We start from the raw sequence: 20337 nt of genomic DNA, 5'->3' as shown, positions 1-20337 counted from the left end.
ATAGTCGGAAAAACGGCCAGACCCTGTGCTTCCCATTGGACCCCCCTAGATATACTTGGTTTTTTTATATTGGCAAGTTTAATAATTAGCATACATCAAAGTCCAAGGACATATCGCCATCAATTCAATTTTTGTTGCCAAAAAGACTTAGCATTGCGTCCATGACCCTTAAATTCCAACTTCGGGTTGAGAAAGATGAAGACGCAACTTGGAGCCGCAGGGACTAATTCGGATTAGTGAACAAAGGCTGCATATTCCTGCCTTGTTCGAGCAATCCGAAGCTGGGAGGTGCTCACAAACTTCGAACCAATTCAGAGACAATAAGAAATCGCTGTAATCAAAACTAGAATTAGCGAATGCGTCGAACGCAGCTGATTTCCAATACGTCCATGCATGCACGAGTTTGTATGCGACGTATAGTCCGTGGAGTTAACGGACGATGATTGACGCGTTTCAGGCATTTAGATTGGCCTTGGAACAGTTCAGCAATCGGCGGTATGCTGGCTGCATTGTTTTTCATGTAAACGCTGAGAAGGATGAAAATGTCCCGATATGCCGCACTAACCGGAAAATTGCTTGAGAGTGGCGAGCAGAGAATTGTCCTGACGTTTGATGAGCTGGACGCAATTGTCGGGGGGCTTCCGGACTCGGCAAAGAAGTATGGTGCATGGTGGGCCAATAAGGCTAGCAGTCAGCCACATTCCAAATTCTGGCTTGATGCCGGCAGGCGTGCGTCGCCGGATTTCAGGATGAAGTTGGCCGTATTTACGCAGGATGACTCCATTGAAACCGGAGAGTTGGCGGCAGCTGTAGTTGGCGAGTCAACGTCGGAGGTTTTGACCGAGTATGTTGAGAGCAGCCTTAGTCTCGAGCGGGACCTTGAGGACCACATCGTCAGCCACTTGGAAACGTTGGAGCCAGGACTAAAGCTGGTATCCAGGCAGGAGACCATCGAGGTTGGTCGCCTAGACCTGTTGGCTATGGACTGCGAGGGCCGAACTGTAATTATTGAATTAAAGGCCGGCGAAGCAAAAGACGCCGCAATCGGACAGATAGCGCGGTACATCGGCTGGTTCGCACGTCGCGACAAAAAGCCACCACGTGCGATATTGGTGGCAGGAGCGTTTTCAGACCCCGTACGCTACTCCGCTATGGCGATTCCAGGTCTGAAGTTGGTTACATACCGGGTATCGTTTAATTTTGACGAGGCGACTATTTAACTGGCTAAGCTTTAGGTTGCGCCAGCCTGCATTGGTTCGTAGGCTGATATTCACGAATGTTTAGAACACAAAACATGGATACACAAACCATCGAAATCTTGGGTCGCAACCGACTAATTGATGAGTTACTGGTTGCAGGGTTGGAAGTTGCGCTTCCGCTGCGAGATAGAGGTATTGATTTGGTCGCATATGTTGACTTGGCTGCTGTAGTATCGAGGTTCGCGGCGGTCCCTATTCAAATGAAGGTAGCATCGACTCGTGCGTTCTCCATTGATACCAAGTATGCCAAAATTTCAAATCTCGTCATCGCATATGTCTGGGGCCTTCGTGCGCCAGAGCATGCTCAGAGCTTTGCTCTTACATATTCGGAGGCGGTTGACATTGCCAAGGCCATGGGATGGACCGAGACAGCATCGTGGGCAAAGGGAGCGTACTCCACGTCTGCACCAAGTAAAAAACTTTGCGAGCTTCTAGCCCCGTACAAAATGTCGCCAGATGCTTGGCGCAAGAAGGTCTCAACTATTACCAATATTCCGCTCAAAAAATCGCCCCAGAGTAACCGACGGTAGCTTACTGACCGCCAAGCCGGGTCATCTCGCGAGGACATCAGAGACATTCCCATTCCCGTTCATTCAGCGTTTTCGTCAATTAACACACACACTTCGCATCAAGGGCGAATTTACATTTTTACAATTGGTGATGCTGCTTAGAAACTTGTGATATTGTCTAGCAATGTATTCACGGATTCAGTGAATTTGAATAAGCGAAGGGCATTATTGGCGGTGAAACCTGCACTTCAATTCCCGCAAAGTGAACTCCAAGCAAGCTTCTCCTCCAAGAAGTAGGGGGCTGCCCCGAGTCCTGCGTCCCTGGTTTCTAATACCAATAAATGAAATTAATGTCTCAATTGCTCCGCTTCCATTTAAAGACATTTGAGCTTCTAAAAAAATCCAAAGCCTAAAATGACAGACCGCATCTTTGAAGTTGATTCGCGCCAAATTGGTCAATTAACTGACCAACAACTCACCAGCCTACTCAATCGACTCCTCATTCTTGAGGCAGAAGCTCACGCAATCGCTATCAACACAATTGAAGTTGGTCTGAATATTAAGACCGGTGACGGTGGCATAGACGCATCAATTCGATGGGACACAAAACCGGCGAAAACTAAATTTCTCCCATCAAACAGGGTTGTTTTTCAGTGCAAGGCCGAAAATATGGGGCCGGCGAAATGCGCGAGCGAACTTGTGGCAGCCCCAAAAAAAGGAGAGCCGCAGGCATTGAAAGCCCTCGTTGCTGAAGCGCTGCGCAATGGGGATACGTATATTCTATTTACCACCGGCACCGCCAATGGAAAGCAAAAGACGGACCGTATAACTGCTATGCGTACGAAACTCAAGGAACTGGGAACCCCGAAGTCCGCAAGTGCAAAATTGCTGGTTTGGAGCGCAGAAGATATTGCAAGATGGACCAATGATTACCTTCCAGCGATTGTGTACGTGCAAGCAGTAACTGGGAGAGCAACGGTTCCTGGCCTGAAGACATATACCGAATGGTTAGAGGTTATGCCGGACGATTGGGCATTCCACTCATCAACCTCAACTAACGCGGACATCCTTGCCATTCGCAAGACAATGTCTCAGCCGAGGCAGGCAATTAGACTTAATGGCCTCCCAGGATTGGGTAAAACACGACTTGCCCTGGAATCTCTCGGGCCAACGGGAGGAGGTCCGGGGCTCGCACCACATATCGTCTATTACGATGCGGAATTTGAAAAAACAGAACTAACAAAACATGTGTTTGAATGGATACGTCAAGGGAGGCGAGGAGTTCTTATTGTTGATAATTGTCTACCTGATGTGCACCTAACGCTCCAAGCCGAGGTTCTTACTGCTAATTCTAAATTTAGCTTGATGACGATTTATTCCAATCCATCGGAAAACCTAAGGAATGTGCCATTATTTCTGATGAGTCCGCTACCGGAAAAGGAAATCTCCGCTTTGGCGATGGCCCATACGCCAGGATTGTCCGAGGCAGATGCAGATGTAATTGCGCATATGTCAGGGGGATTCATATTTTTCGCCAATTTGCTTTGCGGCGCATTTGTTCGACGCATGGGTATCGATGACGTTCTACTTCGAGACAATGAGTTACTCAAATTTTTATGGGGAGCGGGAAATCAGGTAAATGAGCCGGCATTGAGGACAATAGAGGCTTGTTCTCTATTTGAAAGCCTAGATTACATGGATGGCGACACAGATGAAGCCAAATCTGCCATAGCAATTTCCCAGATAGACCGTAACGAATTTTCTCGACGAGTTCGCGAGTTCATCAAACGCGGCATTATCGAGAAGACAGGACGATTCATCCGAGTTCGTCCTCACCCGCTGGCATTGAGCCTATGTAGAACCTGGTGGGAGGGTGTGTCGCCACACCGCGCTAAGGAAGTATTTGAGGCTATCCCTCGGTCCATGGTTGACCCTCTTTGTGAGCGTCTGAAAATGCTCAACACGTTGCCGGAAGCGCGTGAAGTGACAGCTAAGCTTTGTGAGCCTACTGCCCCTTTTGGTCAAGCGGAAGTGCTCTTTAGCGCTCGGGGCGCTCGCATCTTCCGCGCACTTGCCGAAGTCAACCCCGAAGTTACAAGTGAACGTCTCCATGATGTTATATGCGCGACGTCTCTGGAAAATTTAAGAAACGAACACACAGCGCGTCGAGAGTGGGTGTGGACACTAACGAAATTGATTTTTCATAAGAGAGCATACACATCGGCAGCTCAATCTCTTCTGAGACTGGCACTCGCCGAAAACGAACGTTTTGCAAATAATGCTACGGGAACACTTGTCCAGACGTTTCAGATAGTTTTACCTGGAACTGAAGCGACGCTCGACGAACGCGCCGATTTTCTTGCGGACTTATTTTTATCTGAAGACGAGGCTGTGATATCCATTGCTTTATCCGCAGCTGATGCAGCTATGCGTGGCGAGTATTTCAGCCGCACTGGCGGCGCCGAACATCAAGGGAGTAGTCCATCATTGGACGATTATGAGGCTTCTACCTTTGAAGAAGTGCATAGCTATTGGAGTAACGTTTTAGCGAGTATTGCAGCATCGGTTGAAGCTGAACGCTGCACAAAATCCGCAGCGCTTTCAATGCTTGCCGGGCATATCCGAAGTTTTGTGCGAGCGGGGGTGATTGACCTTGCGGGAAAAATTATTGAAATGGCGAATCGATGGAAATCTATGCCCTGGGAGGATGGACTCGAAGCTATTCGCGACACTATTCGGTTTGATATCGACAGGTTGGAAGAGTCTGAGCGTATTTTAGTCAAGTCATGGGTTGATGAATTCACCCCTAACTCTGAAGATATAGATGGTCAATTGTCCTTATACGTCAGTCGTCCTGGGTGGTCCGAGATGCACCTCGCAGAGCCAAATTCTGATAGTGGCGAACTCCCACCAGCAAATCAGAAGGTAAGGGAGTTGGCGCAACTGTGTGCCAATAATTTCAGCGAATGGTCTCCGCATCTCAATGCACTTTTTTTTGGCGAGCAAAGGCTAGGGTACGCGTTCGGAGAGTATTTGGCTGAGAGATTGCGGGAACGCGACGCTTTTCTCGAGTTGGTGTTGATGTTGATGTTGGTCAGGTCCCAATCTCAAGGCAGAATAAATCTCATTGTCTTGGCCGGATTTGTACATGCGATTTCCAAAATTGACCGGCCATGGTCAGATGCCGTTGTTGAACGGCTACTTTCAGATAACGAGCTCCATGAATACGCAATAGATATCATTGCATATCTCTATCCAGACCTACCGACCTTATTGCGACTTGTTCAATTGCTTGCAGATGGTCGAATTGATGCGGGGTCATTAACCCGCTTTTCTTTCGGCGGCTCCCTAAATCATTTGCCGGCAAATGACGTCTCAACCTTCATATTGGCATTAAGTTTGATTGGCGAAGAAGCGTCCTGGGTCGCCCTTGAAATTGGATATATGTCCTTCTTCAGTCGGGCCGATGTCATGTGGCCTGGGCTTCGGTTAGCAATGAGGACACTATTGTTATCTGGACGATTAAAATTTTCGAAAATTCATCGTGGGCGAGATGTTCATTCCTGGGCGCAGGTTGCTCTGAAGATTCTGGAGGAGAGGGATGATAGTGAATTCTCAATTGCGATTGCAAGGCAGCTGGTCTCCGCTGCAACCGAAAATGTCTCGTCCTTCGATTTGCCAGATGAAGTTGCAGAAAAATTGCTCAAATTGCACGCTCAATCGGTATGGCCGGTCTTCGCCGATGCCCTGCTCGGTGACAACCCAAAGGCATCCTGGAACCTCGGTAATTTTCTTGGTCGGGGGATGCGAGGAAATGCAGAGGAATCGAAATTTCCTCTCGCAAGTCTTGATGAGTCCATTTTGGAAAAATGGTTACGCACAAACAAAAAATCAGCAAAGAAGGCCGCTGGTATGGTTAAGCTAATTGATTCGACTGATGGAGAACTTGCGTGGACAAAGTTGGGCCGGCTCTTTATAGAAGAATTCGGTCAAGACGTCCAAGTTCTTCATGCAATCAATAGCAATCTTATGTCTGGAGTTTTCTGGGGACCTCGCACGCAGTATTTCCAAAAATTAACCCAGATATTGAGCGAATTTGACGGCAGTCGTGTGAAGTCGGTACGAGATTGGGTGCGTTCCTTTAAAGCTTATTTGAAGGAACAAATTGCAGCTGAACAGAATACCTCGGATGCCCAGCAAGTTGGTCGGTGGTAAGCACGACAGAGCCAGCGAATACGATATAGATATCGAGGATATAAATGGGTTTTTGGAACAATTTTCTTGCCTGGTTCAACAGCATCCCTGTCGTCATATGGTCAGGGGCGCTTGGTGCAGTGATAGCGTCCGGGATTTCCTACTTCGGCGTTCGCTCTGCAAATAAGAGCAGTCTTGCGCGTTTGCGTGCTCAACACGACTACGACAGAGACGAAGCTCAGAAACAACGTGCACATGACGCGCTGCAGAAGGAAGAGGACCGCAAGGCTGCAATTCGTCGTGAAGTCTATACGAAAGCGGCTGAGGAAGTGCATGCTGTTCTGGCAGCTATTGGTGGTTTCCCAGTAAAGCCACTCGACATGTCCGGAAGCAGTGATGCGGATGCGCTTCAATCCTTCCTGAAGGCTAATGCAAAAGTGTGGCTTGTAGCAGAGGCGGAAGCGGCCCATTTGTCCCGCGAACTTGCAAGTCAAATGGGCGAGTTGTATCACAAGACTATGGCATCGGCCTACCCGTTAAGACTAGCATTTGAACCTGTGTGGGACATTAACAGACAGCTCGTGCATGCAGAGGGCGAGGTGCAGCGCATCAGGGTTAAGCTTGCAGAACTCAATGAGCAAGCGGCCGATTCGAGTGCTCGCCAGGCCGCCCAGAATTCTTGGGTGATGGCGAACGACTGGGTAGTCGCATTAAAAAAGTCGCGTCAGCGCACAATTGATTCCCTTGCTTCGGAACGCCTAGCTCATATAAGAGCAACGTTTGATGATATGCAAGTCGTGCAAAAAACTATAGTGAAGCTAGTCAGCTCACTCAGGAAAGAAATTCATTTGCCAGCTGATGAATTGGAGTTTTTGGAGCAGCATGCGGATATGGAAAAACGAGCACTAGACACGATTAATCGTGCATTTGGCGTGGTAGACGTAGAGAAGAAGTGAGCCCGGCATTTGCGCTTAGGCTCCTACTTTGTAGTAGGCATCAGGGAGCAGCTACAACGCTGAAAAAACGTTCGAGACCGAAGACCTAATTGCAATCCGATATGCTAAAGAACAAAAAACATGAATAAGCAACCAGACGACGTATCCGGGAAATCCGAAACAACAACTGACATCATCAATCGAATTCCTAATGGTATTCATCTGCACACCATTCGTGCGGCACTAAGTAAGGGGCAAGCGTCGGTTATGGTCGGTTCGGGGTTCAGCCTGAATGCGCAAGGCGGTCACAGGCTCCCTGTATGGGACCAGCTTATCGACAAGCTGCTTGTAGACCTGTACCCGACTGCAATGGCGCGCAAGAAGGAAAAAGAAAGACTTGGAGGGATTAGCGGGATGCTACGTTTGGCCGAGGAGTATGCCGCAGTCCGCGGACGCGTCCAGTTGGACACTCGCCTGCACGAGTTACTGCCTGACGCTGGGGTGGTAATGCCGGGAGATTTACACACCAAGTTACTCTCCTTATATTGGAACGACGTCTTCACCACGAATTACGACACACTGCTCGAGCGCGCTCTCGATACCGACCGCGGTCGTTTCAATCCTCGCATCAAACCTCGCTATCAGGTTGTAATTGCAGCCCACGATGTTCCGTTTTCGAAGCGCAACGGCCGGCCGCGCGTCGTAAAACTTCATGGGAGTCTACGGGGCGGCACGAGGTTGATTGTGACCGAAGAGGACTATCGTTGCTACCCGACCGATTTCGCGCCATTCGTCAATACAGTTCAACAATCAATGCTTGAGAACGTTTTCTGCCTAATTGGATTCTCCGGCGATGACCCAAATTTTTTGTTGTGGACTGGCTGGGCACGCGACCATCTCGGAGATAAAGCTCCGCCTGTCTACCTTATAACGTTAAGTCACGTTTCTGAGGGGCAGCGCATCCTTCTTGAAAAGCGCAATATTTTCCCAATCAATATTGCTGAGTTGGGTCAGAATAAAGGTCGGGTTGACTACGCAAAAGCTCTCAATGCGCTATTGGATTTCTGGCACGAGGAACCACCGGTCCGTCGAGCGAAGTGGCCCTTCCATAATCCCGGTAGCGTGCTGAAGTCGTATAAGCCTGATGTCTCGCAGTTGACGGAGTGGATTCGGGTCGCTCAACGGAATCGAAAAGAATACCCTGGCTGGCTTGTGGCGCCGGCCGATAACCGCATCCGGCTGCGAAACTCCTCCTCGCATTGGATAGTCTGGCGAGCGTTTAAAGCCAATGCGAACTCGATGCCTCAATGGCTCAAGTTGGTATTTCTTGACGAAATTACCTGGATTTTTGATATCGCTATGATGCCGCTACATCCGGAGCTGGCAAATTTCATTGCGTTGGAATTCGCCGACGCAGTCAAAATAGACAAACAATCGCCGCCCCCCTTAATTCCAGACAGTGCTCAGTTACTCAGGCCTGGAGATGACGACATTAGGCTTATAAACGCTCGTCTTGCGCTCGCCATGCTTCGTGACGCCCGAGAGGATGATAACAACGAAGATTTCGTCAAGTGGGTATCGCAACTCAATGAGTTTCCGGCAGACCGACTTCCGTCCGATTTGCAATGCGCTCTGCTTCATGAGCAGGTACTTTTTCGTCTTGAACATCGCGATAAACATTCTGCGATTGATTTGTTAAACGCCCTGGAGGCTTGCGCCTCAGGTGCGGACCCATACTGGCGCATACGGACAGGCGCGCTGCTTGGTGAAGTCGGCGTTGTGCGCCGTGCATATGAGCTGGTTAGAAGTGGCTTGCACGCTATACGGGACGCAATTCAGTTCGAAGGAGAATCGGCTTATTTAGTCTCGCGCGAGCAATGGTCTGAGCGGCTGCTAAGAGTACTAGATGTTGCGGTAAAAGACGACGACGATGATAGACTGGTAGTCCCAGTATCTTCTGTCGAAAACGAGCCTACAACATGGTCCACGGAACCCGGCCTCCGGACACGTATAGCCGTGGAGGAAAAGAAAGTATCCTCGAAGGCTCAAGAGGATAAGGTCGAACGCGACGAGAACGCACTCGATAACATTGAACATCCTAACTTCCTCATGGAAGCTATCCGGAATGAGCTTGACATTGCAGAAAGCATGTTAAATGCGGGTGCTACCAATATCGACGCTGAAATTCTATCGGACGACAAGCGCTCACCGAATCTGCGCCCTGAAGCGTCGAATGCGGCTGTCACCTACATCCGTCTGATAGAGCGCGTGTCACTACCACCTTCTGTTGGGAACGTCAGATTCACTGCGGAGGAAATGGCAACTTGCTACAGAATTCTGTCGCTGACCGTTGACCCGATGAGCAGCATGCGAATCCTATCGCGTGCAGGCGGCGGAGCTACGCTCGGCTCAGCCGAGTCGTTTGAGCTCCCAGCTATTGCTGCAATGACGTCGGAGAAGGCTCGAGAAGTCTTTCGACATTCCGTCGAGGTAATTAACGCTCTCACAAATGACTTGAGCTGGGACAAGCGAGCCGCATATTCGTTAAAATTTCTGCTGGACCTTGCATCAAGAGTTGCGTTCCGGCTTGAACCAAGCCACGCGTCCATTTTGTGTGGGCTTGCGATTCGGCTCTACGCGCTACCGGCGCTGCGAGAGGACAACTCGCTGCATCGCCCATTTGAGTTATTTTTTACCAGGGCGATACGACTGCTTCCTGCGGAACAACTCGAAAGTCTGTGTCCAACCCTGCTTTCCCTATCGGCACGCGATATCAATTTTTTTTACCGCCGTTCGTGGCCTGATGTAGTTAATATGCTGCGCAACATGCCAATAGCACTCCAAGCTGGTAGGCAGTGGATTGAAGTGGTCGACCAAGTAATGGACGAAGTGCAGAGCCTTTCGCCATCGGAGCGCTCAGATGAAGAATTAAGCGGCTGTTTCAAACGACTGGATTGGTTGCATCGGGAGGGATTGATGACGGTGCCGCAGCAGCACAGATTCGCAAAGCTTATCTGGCAGAATGCCGGCCCGAATGGCCTTCCTCAGATTCCGAATTTTTACACTGGAGCGGTTCTCACTTGGCCGAGCCTCTCTGGCAGCGCAGCGCTTGCAGGGACTTTCCGTAGATGGTTAGAAACACAAAAGATGGAGCCCATAGAGAATCTCACTGACGTCATGGGAGAGCTGCAGAGGACCCTGAGCCAGTCCCGCGAGGAGCTGCTCTCCGACCTACTACTCACCAAAAGCAATAACGTTTCATTCGACTGGCCTGAACACGAACTGCTTTCAGCCATAGAAAAACTCCGAAGTTGGTGGCTTGACGAAGGACGCCGTTTGACGGAACCCAGCCGCATTTCAACGCATGAATACGTTACACCTCGACTGAGACTAATTGCACACGTGATTCATCGTGTTTTCTCAAGTACGCTTTCACTCAAAAACATCCAAGCGCAACGACTAGACGAGTGGTTCGAAGAACTATGGAATTGCAGCGTGAGCTTGAATACACCGCTCGTGTCGCTGTTGTTCGCCGGTCTACGATGGTGGCCAGAGAGGACGATGGATGTCGTTGACCTGACGATTTCAGTAATCGGTGCAAACCAAAGCCGCAGCGTATCGTCGGCTGCGCTCAACGCCGCCGCCTTTTGGCTTCTCGAAATTGAATCTCCGACAGAATCGTCGCGGCGCTTCGTCAACTATCTCGTCGACAGCATCCGCAGCGGGCCAGAGTTTCAGCTCGAACTGAAGCTAAACACTATTGCTGAGCTCCTTGAAAATGGCGGACAGCGGCACCTCCAAGCTCATCTCCGCTCCCTCAGCGTGACGTTGTGCATGATGATACGGGATTTGCAGAATAGCGGAGAAAGCTTAAGGGGCGGGCTCAATAACTACGCTACGCCGCTTCTGCGAGCAGCAATCGTTAGGGTGCTGATGGCTATAGGAAAGAACCTTAAAGGAGCTTCTCGTGAGCCTACTTGGATAAGCGCCGTGGAAATGGCGCGCCAGGACTCGCTCCTGCTCGTCAGGAAGCTTGTTTCTTAAACGACGAAACTGGTGTCCCCATTCGTTCGGCTCGCTGAAATAAATGTTACCGCATTTGGAAGAGCAGTTTTTTCAGTCACTTTACTCCGCTACCCGCATCTGCGGCGAGGCTACCACCGTCGATGGCGAACAAACCAATATTTTGATTACTCTGTCACGAGCGCTTGGTTCAGATGCACAAGGAAGAAACTTAGTCATAAGTTGCGTCCTTTGTGTAAATATCATTTGGCATTAGCAACTCCTGGTTGGGGCGCTCTTCGCCGCATTTTTCCAGGAAAGCTCTATCATTTCTGTGACAATTTTTCGACCATATCCTTGATGATTATAAAGATGATGGACCGGACTGTCCGCAGCTCATTTCCGAAAACAGGGATTAAAATCGGCCGCTCCGCCCGCAGCTTGTTGTTTTCCTCCTCGATGCCAGCGAACACAATATCCGCAGCTTTAGGAACCGATTTGAGTTGCGCATCCAACAAACGAGTCGCAGTTTCTACAGTCAACCCGAGTACTTGTCCTGCGGCAATAATACAAGCTCGGTCAAGCTCTTCAAACGATTCTCTCTCGAAAATGGGCCAGGATAGCTTGGTTTTCGGCCAGATATCTTTGTCGAGTGCCTTTGTTTGGTAAACCGCGGTCGCTAGCATGTCGTAGTGTGGCGCGAGTCGAACTCCTTGCGCATCAACCAAAAAAGATAGATTCTTTAGATGGGCATCATTGTTTCCGACCAGCAGATTGAAAACAAACCACGAAAAAAGTCGCACACGAGTAAGTGCAGGTGCTGTACAGGCCGCGGCCAATTCAGCTAGCCGTTCAAGGCTTGCGGCAGTATATTTGAACTGACGGTCAAGATTTAACAACTGGCATGCGTCAATCGCGTGTAGGCGCCTGACCTGCCGCGGGTCCACAGCTCTGTCGAATCGCTCAATGAGATACACCGGCGAGGGAACGTACTTTCGATAAGTTGCTGGTACGTCGAGTCCGACAGCTTTAGCCAATTGCATCGTAAAATATTCATTAATTACACTATTGCGGAAATCTGCATCCTGATGATTGGGTTTCAAGATGTATGTTGACGGTGTCGCCTCTATTGGCTCGAACAAGGCGTCTGGACGGTAAATAACCGCGAGTTTGTGCTGCGCGCCAGCGAGTGACATCCGCTTGGGGGCGTTTGCGGCAAGGGAGATAGTCGGGAGGTTCTCAATCCGCGTTTGCAACTCTGCATCAGGCAAAGCGCGCTCCCCCGTCTTGGCTAAAGCTGGGTCTTCATTTGTGAGGATAAGCGAACCTGCTGATTCGGCACCATAGTAGCCGAGGAGCGAAAATGCATCATTAGCGTCCAGTTTCGCATCCTTAGCGAGCAGTGCACGAGCTCCCTCTTCAGGTAGTAAATTATCGAAGTACCACTGGACCGGACGTAACGAACTTGCGTCGATATGTGTAGCGGTCTGTAGAGGAAGCGCTTTGCTAAGAGGAAACGCGTCAGGCGCTGCTACCCATGTCGAGTCATAAACAAAAGACCAGATTCCATTCTCGTCAACGAGCTTTCCTACAAGCCTGCTATTGATATAGGTTTTGAGTTCTCGCATATCAGCGTTTTTTTAATATATTTGAATGAAATGTGTCGTTTCTCTTCTTCTTTAATTCAAGATACTTTTGAGAAACGTTGTCAGACACGTCTACGTAAAGAACAATTCCGAGTTCGTTGAGCACTTGCAGTGCTTTGTCGAGCCGTGCACCTGGCGCACCATTTTCTAATCTCCCAAGAAATACGTCGGAGACGCCAATTGACCCTGCAGCGTCGTCCTGCCTTAGATTCTGTGCTTTCCGAGTTGCACGAATGAGACAGCCAATGTCGATAGGTTGTGTGAGTGGAATACGCATCATGCATCCTTAAAATCCTAACAGTAGTTAAGATTATACAGCAAAAGGGATGGGTTTGCCAAAAAACCTAACTAGTATTCGGATTTTCTCTGTTTGAGAGAAAAAATACCTATAATCCTAACCAGTATTCGGATTCATTAAAAGCGAGAGGGAATTAACTTGAAATCCAAAGAAGGATTAGGATTAGTTCTAATTTTCCGTCCTACTTTCTCTTTTCCTAAAACTGTTTAGGTTTTTCGGTATGCTTCAGCATACAAGGGAAGACTAGCTGATACGGTCAGCGACGATATCCGCTTTCCTACGAAATCAACTTGCTGGGGATTGTGGGTTGCTAATTGAATTTCCTCTGACATTTCCGCTCAGGATACAATGCCACTACTGCAGGAATTTGCTTAACGAATGTCAAAAACTCCGTTGGCCAGTCATCTATCACGCCGACGAAGGCCTAACTTATTAGATTTAAGAACGTCTTTGCTTCTCTACTGATGGTAGATAAATTGATTCCAAGACCATTGGTGTACACACGTCGTAAAACTTTTTGTTCAACATCAGCAAGCGCGGCCTCAACGCCTGGTAGATTTTCACAAACATCGTATGCTGCCAAATAACCATTTTTTTTATTGGTTAATATTTGTCCCAAATTTCGAAGAGTAATTTTGCGGGCTAGCAATTCGCCGATAGAACCGTATTGCAATAGCTCATCTTTAATGCGCTCAATTTGTTTCTGCGACAGTCTGAGTTGGTAGGAACACCCGGACACAGCTAACTCAAGTCCGAGAAAGTCAGCAGCCTCGCCAGGCTCATAGATGACTGATTTTGATTCAGGCCCAACTGGGGGTATTTTTAAACCCAATTTGGCCAGTTCAGTTTCGCAAAAACTCGCGATTCCCACACACTCATCTTTACTTTTTGCAAAAAAAATCAAGTCATCCGCATACCGAATTGCGCTAATTTCTTTTTTTTGAACCTGCTCGTCGAACGGCGACAACAAGATATTTGAAAATAGTGGGGACAACGGCATTCCCTGTCTTATGCCCTGACCGTGCTTTATCCCCAAGGATTCTATTTGCTTCTTTGTGCCATTTGACGACGTATGCACTTCGCACGCAATAGCGCCTCTTAAAACGTTATGGAGGGAGCTATCCCTGACAATTTTTTTTAGCCCGGCAATTAATGTTTCTCGCTTTATATTGTCAAAAAAGGCCGTAATGTCAGTTTTAAATACCCATGGCTTCGACGCGCGCAAAGCACAACCCGCTTTTGCTGCTTGCTTGACGGAGCGTCCTTTTATAAAACCATAGCTAATCTTATTAGCCAATTGTGACCGATATTTTTCGGATAAATAATTGACCAAGGCCCGTTGCACAATACGGTCTCGAACTGTAGGGACACAAATAAGACGAAATTTACCGTTTGGCTTGGGAATGAGATAAGGACGCAGCGATTGAAATTGGAATTTATCTGACCGCAAATCCCTACCTAGGTGTGCCAAATGATTTTTGTAATGGTGCTCGAAATCATTGATGGATATCTCGTCAGAACTCAGGGTGTTCCGAGATGCAGATGAAGAATTTTGATATATCTCTCGCCACGCTTGAAGTATGGTGTCGCGAGACAAAGCCTTACCGAAAGCATTAGCAGACATGATTTGGTTCTATGCTGGCGTCGTTCCCCCCGGACCAGCAACCGAAAGCCCCGTCGGCAGCCGCAATGCTGAGAGCCTCTTGCGAGTCGTCCCTGCCGCAGATTCCGCCGCTCACGCTCACGCGATTGCTCGCCTTTGCGCCATTTTGCCGCTTGGTAACGTGCAGCGCAACCTCCAGAGATGCATGAGTGCGCTGAAAATCAACCGAAGCCGCCGCCAAGATGTGAATGCGTCCCATTTCGACACCCATCCTTCCCGAATTGAAGTTAAAAGTCACTACAAGAACGGCGGCCATGGCAGCTAGATAGCTAGCCCAACCAGAATAGACGAAAATCGGGGCCTTTCGACGTCCCAACGTTCGCGGCGCGCCCGCCTCCCCACCTACCGACCGCCCCGCACGTTGTTTATTCGCCTTCCCGACATATCCGGGAGTAGAAGACGAATCCCAAGCCCCGTCGGCAGCCGCTATGCTGAGAGCCTCTTGCGAGTCGTCCCTGCCGCAGATTCCGCCGCTCACGCTCACGCGATTGCTCGCCTTTGCGCCATTTGGCCGCTTGGTAACGTGCAGCGCAACCTCCAGAGATGCTTGAGGGCGCTACCACATGCCAATAGTACAACCTCAAAGAAAAAAATACAAGATATGGGAAAATTTATAAAGAAAAATCTACATATAGTAGTTATTACTACAGCAGCGCACTTGTCTATCTAAACAATTCAGCCTCCACAGCGGCTGAATTGACTGCCAAGAAGCCTAGTGCAGTTATTCATTCTTCTTCACCGATGTCACGGGGTCTCCTGAAACATCTAATGCACTAACCCCCATAGCGCGCATGCATTGTAAAAAGAAAGCCGCCGAAAACGTGCCGCGTGAGACTTTGCTCGCGATAGAGCGCTCAGTCTCATTGGTGACATCAATGGAATTTAGCCGTTTTAGCAACTCTTTATAGCCAATCTCACGGATTTTCATTTCAAATCTGAGAACTCGCCGCGCCTCTTTGTTCCAATCCATTCGTCTCGCCTGATAAAAGTTTTACGCGCAGCAATATGGCGAACATATAAATCTCATATATGAGATTTATATGTTCAATTTTGAGATAAATATCCTATATTTAAGATGTACTGCGAGTGGCCGTCTTTTGGTACCTATACGGTTTTCCCACAGTGTGGGTGATACAGGCAGACGCTAAGTGCTAAAGCATAAAGTGATTTTGCCTCTATTTGGAAAACTACTGATGAAAAAAGGACAAATATGCCAAGAGGCCCTCGCAAATGGTCTGAAGACGCTATAGAAAAACATTACCGACTAGGCCGCGGAAAGGGAACCGGGAAGGACTATCTCCCGTGGATAAACGTTGCTGAGATTTCCTCCAGCGGCCGCAGCCGGCGCGCTTTCGGTATCAAATCGGGGCGCGAGCATCACTTTCTATCCGACGTTGAATGGAATTTATTTTTATTACTCGAATTTAGTCCGGACGTCGTCGACATTCGTGAACAGTATCCGCTCGACCGTGACCTCACATTAGAAATTGCCGCAGCCCTTGGAATTGGACATCCGTATTACCCGGGTACCCAAGTCCCCGTGGTAATGACAACGGACTTCCTGGTCACCAGGGTCCGTAATGGAGCGACCATTTTAGAAGCGTTCGATACGAAGCGAGAACAAGAAGCTGAGGACGAGCGGTCCATCGAAAAGCTTCAGATTCAACGCACCTACTTAGAGGGCGTCGACATCCGGCATCACTTAGTCTTCCATTCCGCCATTCCACTTAGCAAAACTCGAAACATCGAGTGGATTCGCAGCGCCCATTTAAAGTCAGGAGAAAAACAAACCTTTCCTGGCATGTTGGATGAGGCAGCTCGCAAGATGACATCGGAGCTGCGCAACAACTCGAAGAGAAGTGTCACGCTCTCCGAATACAGTCAGACATTCGACCGCCGAAACGGCTATGAAACCGGCACTGGGCTAAGAGTGGCTCGCTTGCTGATAGCAAATCATATGCTCATCGCAGATTTGAACAACCCCAGCTTGGAGACATGTCCGCTTTCAGCATTCCAAATCGTAGCGGCAGAACACGTGCCAGAAATGTTAGGAGCTCAATGATGCTATATCGAAACGACGTATTTATCGAGCGCTCACCGGAACGTAAAGCCCGTGTGCTTGACGCTTATCCGGCACGAAACGAGGTGGTGACTTTTGATTTGAGCGAATCCAACGCACTGCCAGTCATAGAGTCGCTAAGCGACCTACTTGAAAGAGAGCGCCGCGGATTCCTGGCAGTCGAAAAGGGTCTTCTGGCGCCAATCAATGAAAACCGGGCGAGCTCGAAAGCACAGGCAAGACGCGATACCGCTTGGGCCAGAATAGAGCCCCTCATATCGGCTCAGCCAGCAATATATGCAAGGGAAACTAGATTTTCTCTAGTAGAAGAGCGCGCGCGTGAAATGAAATGTTCGGTAGTGACCATCCTCAAAGACCTCCGACGTTACTGGGCCGGCGGTCAAACCAAGACGGCACTTCTTGGGAAATTCCATCTATGCGGATACAAAGCGCCAGGACACCTAAGTTCAGCTGGCCGCAAGCCGCATCTTTCGGACTACAAGATATTCAGAATTAAGCCTACGGATGAAGCGAACATCAGAGAAACCATAGAAAGGGTTTACCTAAAAGCAGGTGGTTTAACCGCGGCAACGGTGACCGACGCATATCAACGTATGCTGGAACAGCATTACTCGTACAACGATGGCAATGGGACACGAACAATAAACGAACTTGGCGACCGTCCCACTTTACGCCAATACACCACCGTTCTGCACAAACACTATCCTTTGGAAAATATTATTCGTCGTCGAAAAGGCAATTCCGAATTTGAGCGTGACTACGCGCCTAAAACCGGTAGCGTTAAGCAGGATTGTCTGGGCGTCGGCCATATATATGAAATCGACGCAACAATTGCAGATGTGTTCCTGGTTTCAAGTCATGACCGCTCTCGCATTATTGGCAAGCCTACTCTCTACCTCGTTATTGACCGTCGCAGTCGCCTCATCGTGGGATTCTATGTCGGTCTCGAAGCTGCTTCCTGGCCGGCGGCAATGCATGCAATTCTCTCCATATCGGAAGACAAGGCCGCACTCTGCGCGAGAAATGGTGTCGACTATTCAGCAGACGATTGGCCAGCAGACGCGGTTTATCCAGAAATGTTCTTGGCCGACCGCGGAGAAATGATATCGCGCGACAGTAGCTTGGTCGTGAACGGGTTAAAAATAACGGTTGGAAATCTCCCAAGACAACGTCCTGACTATAAGCCAATCGTCGAGTGCGGTTTCAAATTGGTGCATAGAGAAATGGTGGATTCAGTTCCTGGCTACGAACCACCGGATAACGTATTCAAGCGCCAAGGAAAGCGCTTCGACAAGGACGCGAGCTTAACCCTTGATGAATTCGTCTCAATCCTCATAAAAATCATCATTACGCATAATCGAAGCCCTATGCCCAATTACCCCCTGCCCGTTGAATCCATGTCGCGTGGTATCCGCGCAATACCCTGCGAAATTTGGGACGATGAGGCACCCACCCGCATGGGCTCATTGACACGATTTGCAGAAGATTATGTACGCTTTTCTTTGCTACCTATGGGTACCGCGACGATTACCAGAGGGGGTATTTCATTTAACGGCTGCTACTACTCAACTCCTGAAGCTTTCGAAAATGGCTGGTTCGTGAAATCTGGGAAAGGCATTTCTTCCATTGATATTTCATACGACCGCAGGCTTGTGGATGCCATTTATATCCATGACGCTAAGGACCCGACCAAATTCTGTATAGCGCGCCTTTTGGATAAAAGCAGTGAATATAAAGGTCTGTCGTACGCTGAAGTCGAGGCTTACGAGACCATGAAACGAAAACTCGGACATTCATATGAGCAATTGGAACGCCAACAGCGCTCTAATTATCATGCACACGTCGACCCAATTGCAAAACGCGCGCGCACAGAAACAAAAATCGTAAGCAAAGGCAAATCACGTAGTGCTCGGAAAGCGGACATCGTGGTTGACAGGACAGAAGAACGAAGGATACGGAGGCAGGAGGAAGCCGTAATGCCCTCAGCACATCCATCAGAAAATACTTTTTCCGGTTCCCCGACCAACGTGCTAGCGACACAAACCTTGACCACACCTGAACAGGCGCCCACTGAGTCAATGTCGCTCGCAGAGAAACTAAAAATGAAGAGAATGGAAATGCAAAATGGAATATCGTAACTCCACCAATACCGCTGTCGAAGCACGTTACTCTGACCCGCGCCTGTCGCGGTATCAAGGCAATCCGCTGATTGAAGCACTACCCCCTAGTCTCGACGATATTGCGCTAACTGAAGCCCTTATGCAATACCCAGATTTTCATTCGGACCAGAGAAACTGGGCCATGCATCAGCGCATGCAGCTTGTGGCAGGCTTATCGAGTTTCATGGTGCCACTGGTACGTCACGTTGAACTGGCGCGGACGTTGGATGTACTGATGCGTGAGGGTTACGTAGGTCGCGAACCACGTACGATTCAGCATACGCAAATGTTCCAAAAGATATACGAAAACCAGAAAGCCGGTATATCGTTCTCAACGGGCCGGGCCTCAACAACGCCGCAGTTATCGACATCACTTATCGGGCCTTCCGGCGTCGGAAAAACCACGACAATTGAGCGTGTTTTAGCAATGACACCTACAGTCTTACATCATCCGGTGCTAGGCATTTGGCAAATTCCGTATCTGCATATCGAAACTCCGCACGATGGGGTCAGCGTCAAAGGCTTAGCTCACTCCATACTTAGAAAAGTTGACAGCCTGATTCCAGACGCAAACTACTATGAACTATATGGGATGCGAGGTAAACCCAGCGTAGAGACGCTAATGAATCACGTAGCTCGCGTGATGCATATTCACTGCGTCGGATTGCTTGTGTGCGATGAAATTCAAAACCTTGAAAACGCCCCGAAGAACAAGCAATCATTGATGACTTTGCTGGTTTCTGCGTCCAATGAATTGCGAGTGCCAATTATGTTCATTGGCACCAATAAGGCCAGGCGCGTCCTGGGTATGGATTTTCGACAGGCGCGTCGCTCTGTCGGCAAGGGGTCCGTCTATTGGGACAGACTAATGCAGGGAAGCCCCGAGGAACCTGGCGAATGGGATGATTTTTTAGGGGTACTGTGGAAATTCCAGTGGACACAGAAACCGATTGACCTCAATCCTCATCTGTCCGATACAATGTATCACTATTCACAGGGTGTCATAGATATTGCAATCAAGCTTTTTGCCGCCTGCCAATGGCGTGCCATGTTGGATGGTTCCGAAACCATTACGGCTCAGCTCATTGACGCTGTCGCCAAGAAGGAACTGTCCATGGTGATGCCGATGATTGAGGCACTGCGCAACAATAATCTCAAGGCATTGGAGGCCTACGACGACATCGCTCCGCTTGATTTTGAAGACATGTTGCGTAACGCTGAGAGTCAATACACAGGCAAGCGCCTTAGAGCGGCATCAACACGTCCTGGAAACGAGTATTTTGCACCATCGGTAGCAACCGTCCTCACGCATTTAGGTGTCGAAGCCGAACATGCCAGCCAAATAGCATCTGACGTCGAGGCCAGTGGCATGGCGAGCAATACGTTGGACGGCGCAGCTTTGGCGCTCAAACATCTTCAATCACCCGCCAAATTGAAATCAAAAACAACAAAACTCCAACCAGCACCAATTCTTGCCTCCGGCGACCTGCGCAACGCCATTCGGTTAGCGAAGTCTCAAAACACCAGCGTTTATGAACAATTAGCGCAGATGGGTGCGGTTTGTGACCTCGGCAAGGTTCTACCGGTCTGAT

Annotated in this window: 12 protein-coding genes; 8 read left to right on the top strand and 4 right to left on the bottom strand. The window is 49.1% G+C overall.

Annotated features, from left to right (window positions below):
• Positions 1 to 542 precede the first annotated feature (542 nt).
• The 5 genes from BM205_RS12275 (at position 543) to BM205_RS12255 (ending at position 10941) form a co-directional block, all read left to right on the top strand.
• Positions 543 to 1220 (top strand): endonuclease NucS domain-containing protein, encoded by a 678-nt coding sequence (locus BM205_RS12275; RefSeq protein ID WP_254783866.1) that lies wholly within the window; start codon positions 543 to 545, stop codon positions 1218 to 1220.
• A gap of 74 nt (positions 1221 to 1294) precedes the next feature.
• A complete protein-coding gene (locus BM205_RS12270; RefSeq protein WP_092414835.1) occupies positions 1295 to 1789 on the top strand; it encodes a hypothetical protein in 495 nt (164 codons plus the stop codon).
• 393 nt (positions 1790 to 2182) lie between these two features.
• Positions 2183 to 5983 carry a hypothetical protein gene (locus BM205_RS12265; protein ID WP_092414833.1) on the top strand — a complete coding sequence of 1267 codons (3801 nt, stop codon included), beginning with the start codon at positions 2183 to 2185 and terminating at the stop codon, positions 5981 to 5983.
• Between the two features lie 44 nt (positions 5984 to 6027).
• The gene (locus BM205_RS12260) at positions 6028 to 6918 is read left to right on the top strand and encodes a hypothetical protein (RefSeq protein WP_092414831.1); all 891 of its coding nucleotides are present in this window, start codon (positions 6028 to 6030) and stop codon (positions 6916 to 6918) included.
• Between the two features lie 120 nt (positions 6919 to 7038).
• Positions 7039 to 10941: an SIR2 family NAD-dependent protein deacylase gene (locus BM205_RS12255; protein ID WP_092414829.1), complete on the top strand. Its 3903-nt coding sequence runs from the start codon at positions 7039 to 7041 to the stop codon at positions 10939 to 10941.
• A 284-nt stretch (positions 10942 to 11225) separates the two neighbouring features.
• Here the strand turns inward: BM205_RS12255 and BM205_RS12250 are convergent, their stop codons facing one another.
• The 4 genes from BM205_RS12250 to BM205_RS12230 all read right to left on the bottom strand — a co-directional run bounded on the left by BM205_RS12250 (position 11226) and on the right by BM205_RS12230 (position 15476).
• Complete coding sequence (locus BM205_RS12250; RefSeq protein WP_092414827.1) at positions 11226 to 12527, bottom strand: HipA domain-containing protein; 1302 nt, start codon at positions 12525 to 12527, stop codon at positions 11226 to 11228.
• Position 12528: 1 nt separating this feature from the next.
• Positions 12529 to 12825: a helix-turn-helix domain-containing protein gene (locus tag BM205_RS12245; protein ID WP_254783865.1), complete on the bottom strand. Its 297-nt coding sequence runs from the start codon at positions 12823 to 12825 to the stop codon at positions 12529 to 12531.
• 442 nt (positions 12826 to 13267) lie between these two features.
• Positions 13268 to 14467, bottom strand: coding sequence for a reverse transcriptase domain-containing protein (locus BM205_RS12240; protein ID WP_092414825.1), 1200 nt, complete (start codon positions 14465 to 14467; stop codon positions 13268 to 13270).
• A 760-nt stretch (positions 14468 to 15227) separates the two neighbouring features.
• Positions 15228 to 15476: a DUF6471 domain-containing protein gene (locus tag BM205_RS12230; protein WP_092414821.1), complete on the bottom strand. Its 249-nt coding sequence runs from the start codon at positions 15474 to 15476 to the stop codon at positions 15228 to 15230.
• 240 nt (positions 15477 to 15716) lie between these two features.
• Here BM205_RS12230 and BM205_RS12225 point away from each other — a divergent pair, with 240 nt between their 5' ends.
• Genes BM205_RS12225 through BM205_RS12215 form a run of 3 tightly spaced genes read left to right on the top strand, consistent with a single transcriptional unit; the run spans position 15717 to position 20336 of the window.
• Complete coding sequence (locus tag BM205_RS12225; protein WP_092414819.1) at positions 15717 to 16568, top strand: TnsA endonuclease N-terminal domain-containing protein; 852 nt, start codon at positions 15717 to 15719, stop codon at positions 16566 to 16568.
• Positions 16565 to 18724, top strand: a complete 2160-nt coding sequence (locus BM205_RS12220; RefSeq protein WP_175511252.1) for a Mu transposase C-terminal domain-containing protein — start codon at positions 16565 to 16567, stop codon at positions 18722 to 18724. Before BM205_RS12225 ends, BM205_RS12220 begins: the two co-directional genes overlap by 4 nt.
• Positions 18711 to 20336, top strand: a complete 1626-nt coding sequence (locus BM205_RS12215; RefSeq protein WP_092414815.1) for an ATP-binding protein — start codon at positions 18711 to 18713, stop codon at positions 20334 to 20336. The genes BM205_RS12220 and BM205_RS12215 overlap by 14 nt, the downstream gene beginning before the upstream one ends.
• The last annotated feature ends 1 nt before the right edge of the window (position 20337 follow it).

This window comes from Collimonas sp. OK307 (assembly GCF_900113705.1).
Lineage (GTDB): Bacteria > Pseudomonadota > Gammaproteobacteria > Burkholderiales > Burkholderiaceae_D > Collimonas.
Note: the sequence above shows the minus strand (reverse complement) of the source record. Positions and strands in the feature narration are given on the sequence as shown.

Excerpts from the sequence above, each read along its gene's own strand:
- BM205_RS12255 (WP_092414829.1), top strand. The coding sequence starts at position 7,039 with ATGAATAAGCAACCAGACGACGTATCCGGGAAATCCGAAACAACAACT.
- BM205_RS12270 (WP_092414835.1), top strand. The coding sequence starts at position 1,295 with ATGGATACACAAACCATCGAAATCTTGGGTCGCAACCGACTAATTGAT.
- BM205_RS12275 (WP_254783866.1), top strand. The coding sequence starts at position 543 with ATGTCCCGATATGCCGCACTAACCGGAAAATTGCTTGAGAGTGGCGAG.
- BM205_RS12215 (WP_092414815.1), top strand. The coding sequence starts at position 18,711 with ATGGAATATCGTAACTCCACCAATACCGCTGTCGAAGCACGTTACTCT.
- BM205_RS12245 (WP_254783865.1), bottom strand. The coding sequence starts at position 12,825 with ATGATGCGTATTCCACTCACACAACCTATCGACATTGGCTGTCTCATT.
- BM205_RS12230 (WP_092414821.1), bottom strand. The coding sequence starts at position 15,476 with ATGGATTGGAACAAAGAGGCGCGGCGAGTTCTCAGATTTGAAATGAAA.
- BM205_RS12220 (WP_175511252.1), top strand. The coding sequence starts at position 16,565 with ATGATGCTATATCGAAACGACGTATTTATCGAGCGCTCACCGGAACGT.
- BM205_RS12260 (WP_092414831.1), top strand. The coding sequence starts at position 6,028 with ATGGGTTTTTGGAACAATTTTCTTGCCTGGTTCAACAGCATCCCTGTC.
- BM205_RS12240 (WP_092414825.1), bottom strand. The coding sequence starts at position 14,467 with ATGTCTGCTAATGCTTTCGGTAAGGCTTTGTCTCGCGACACCATACTT.
- BM205_RS12250 (WP_092414827.1), bottom strand. The coding sequence starts at position 12,527 with ATGCGAGAACTCAAAACCTATATCAATAGCAGGCTTGTAGGAAAGCTC.
- BM205_RS12225 (WP_092414819.1), top strand. The coding sequence starts at position 15,717 with ATGCCAAGAGGCCCTCGCAAATGGTCTGAAGACGCTATAGAAAAACAT.
- BM205_RS12265 (WP_092414833.1), top strand. The coding sequence starts at position 2,183 with ATGACAGACCGCATCTTTGAAGTTGATTCGCGCCAAATTGGTCAATTA.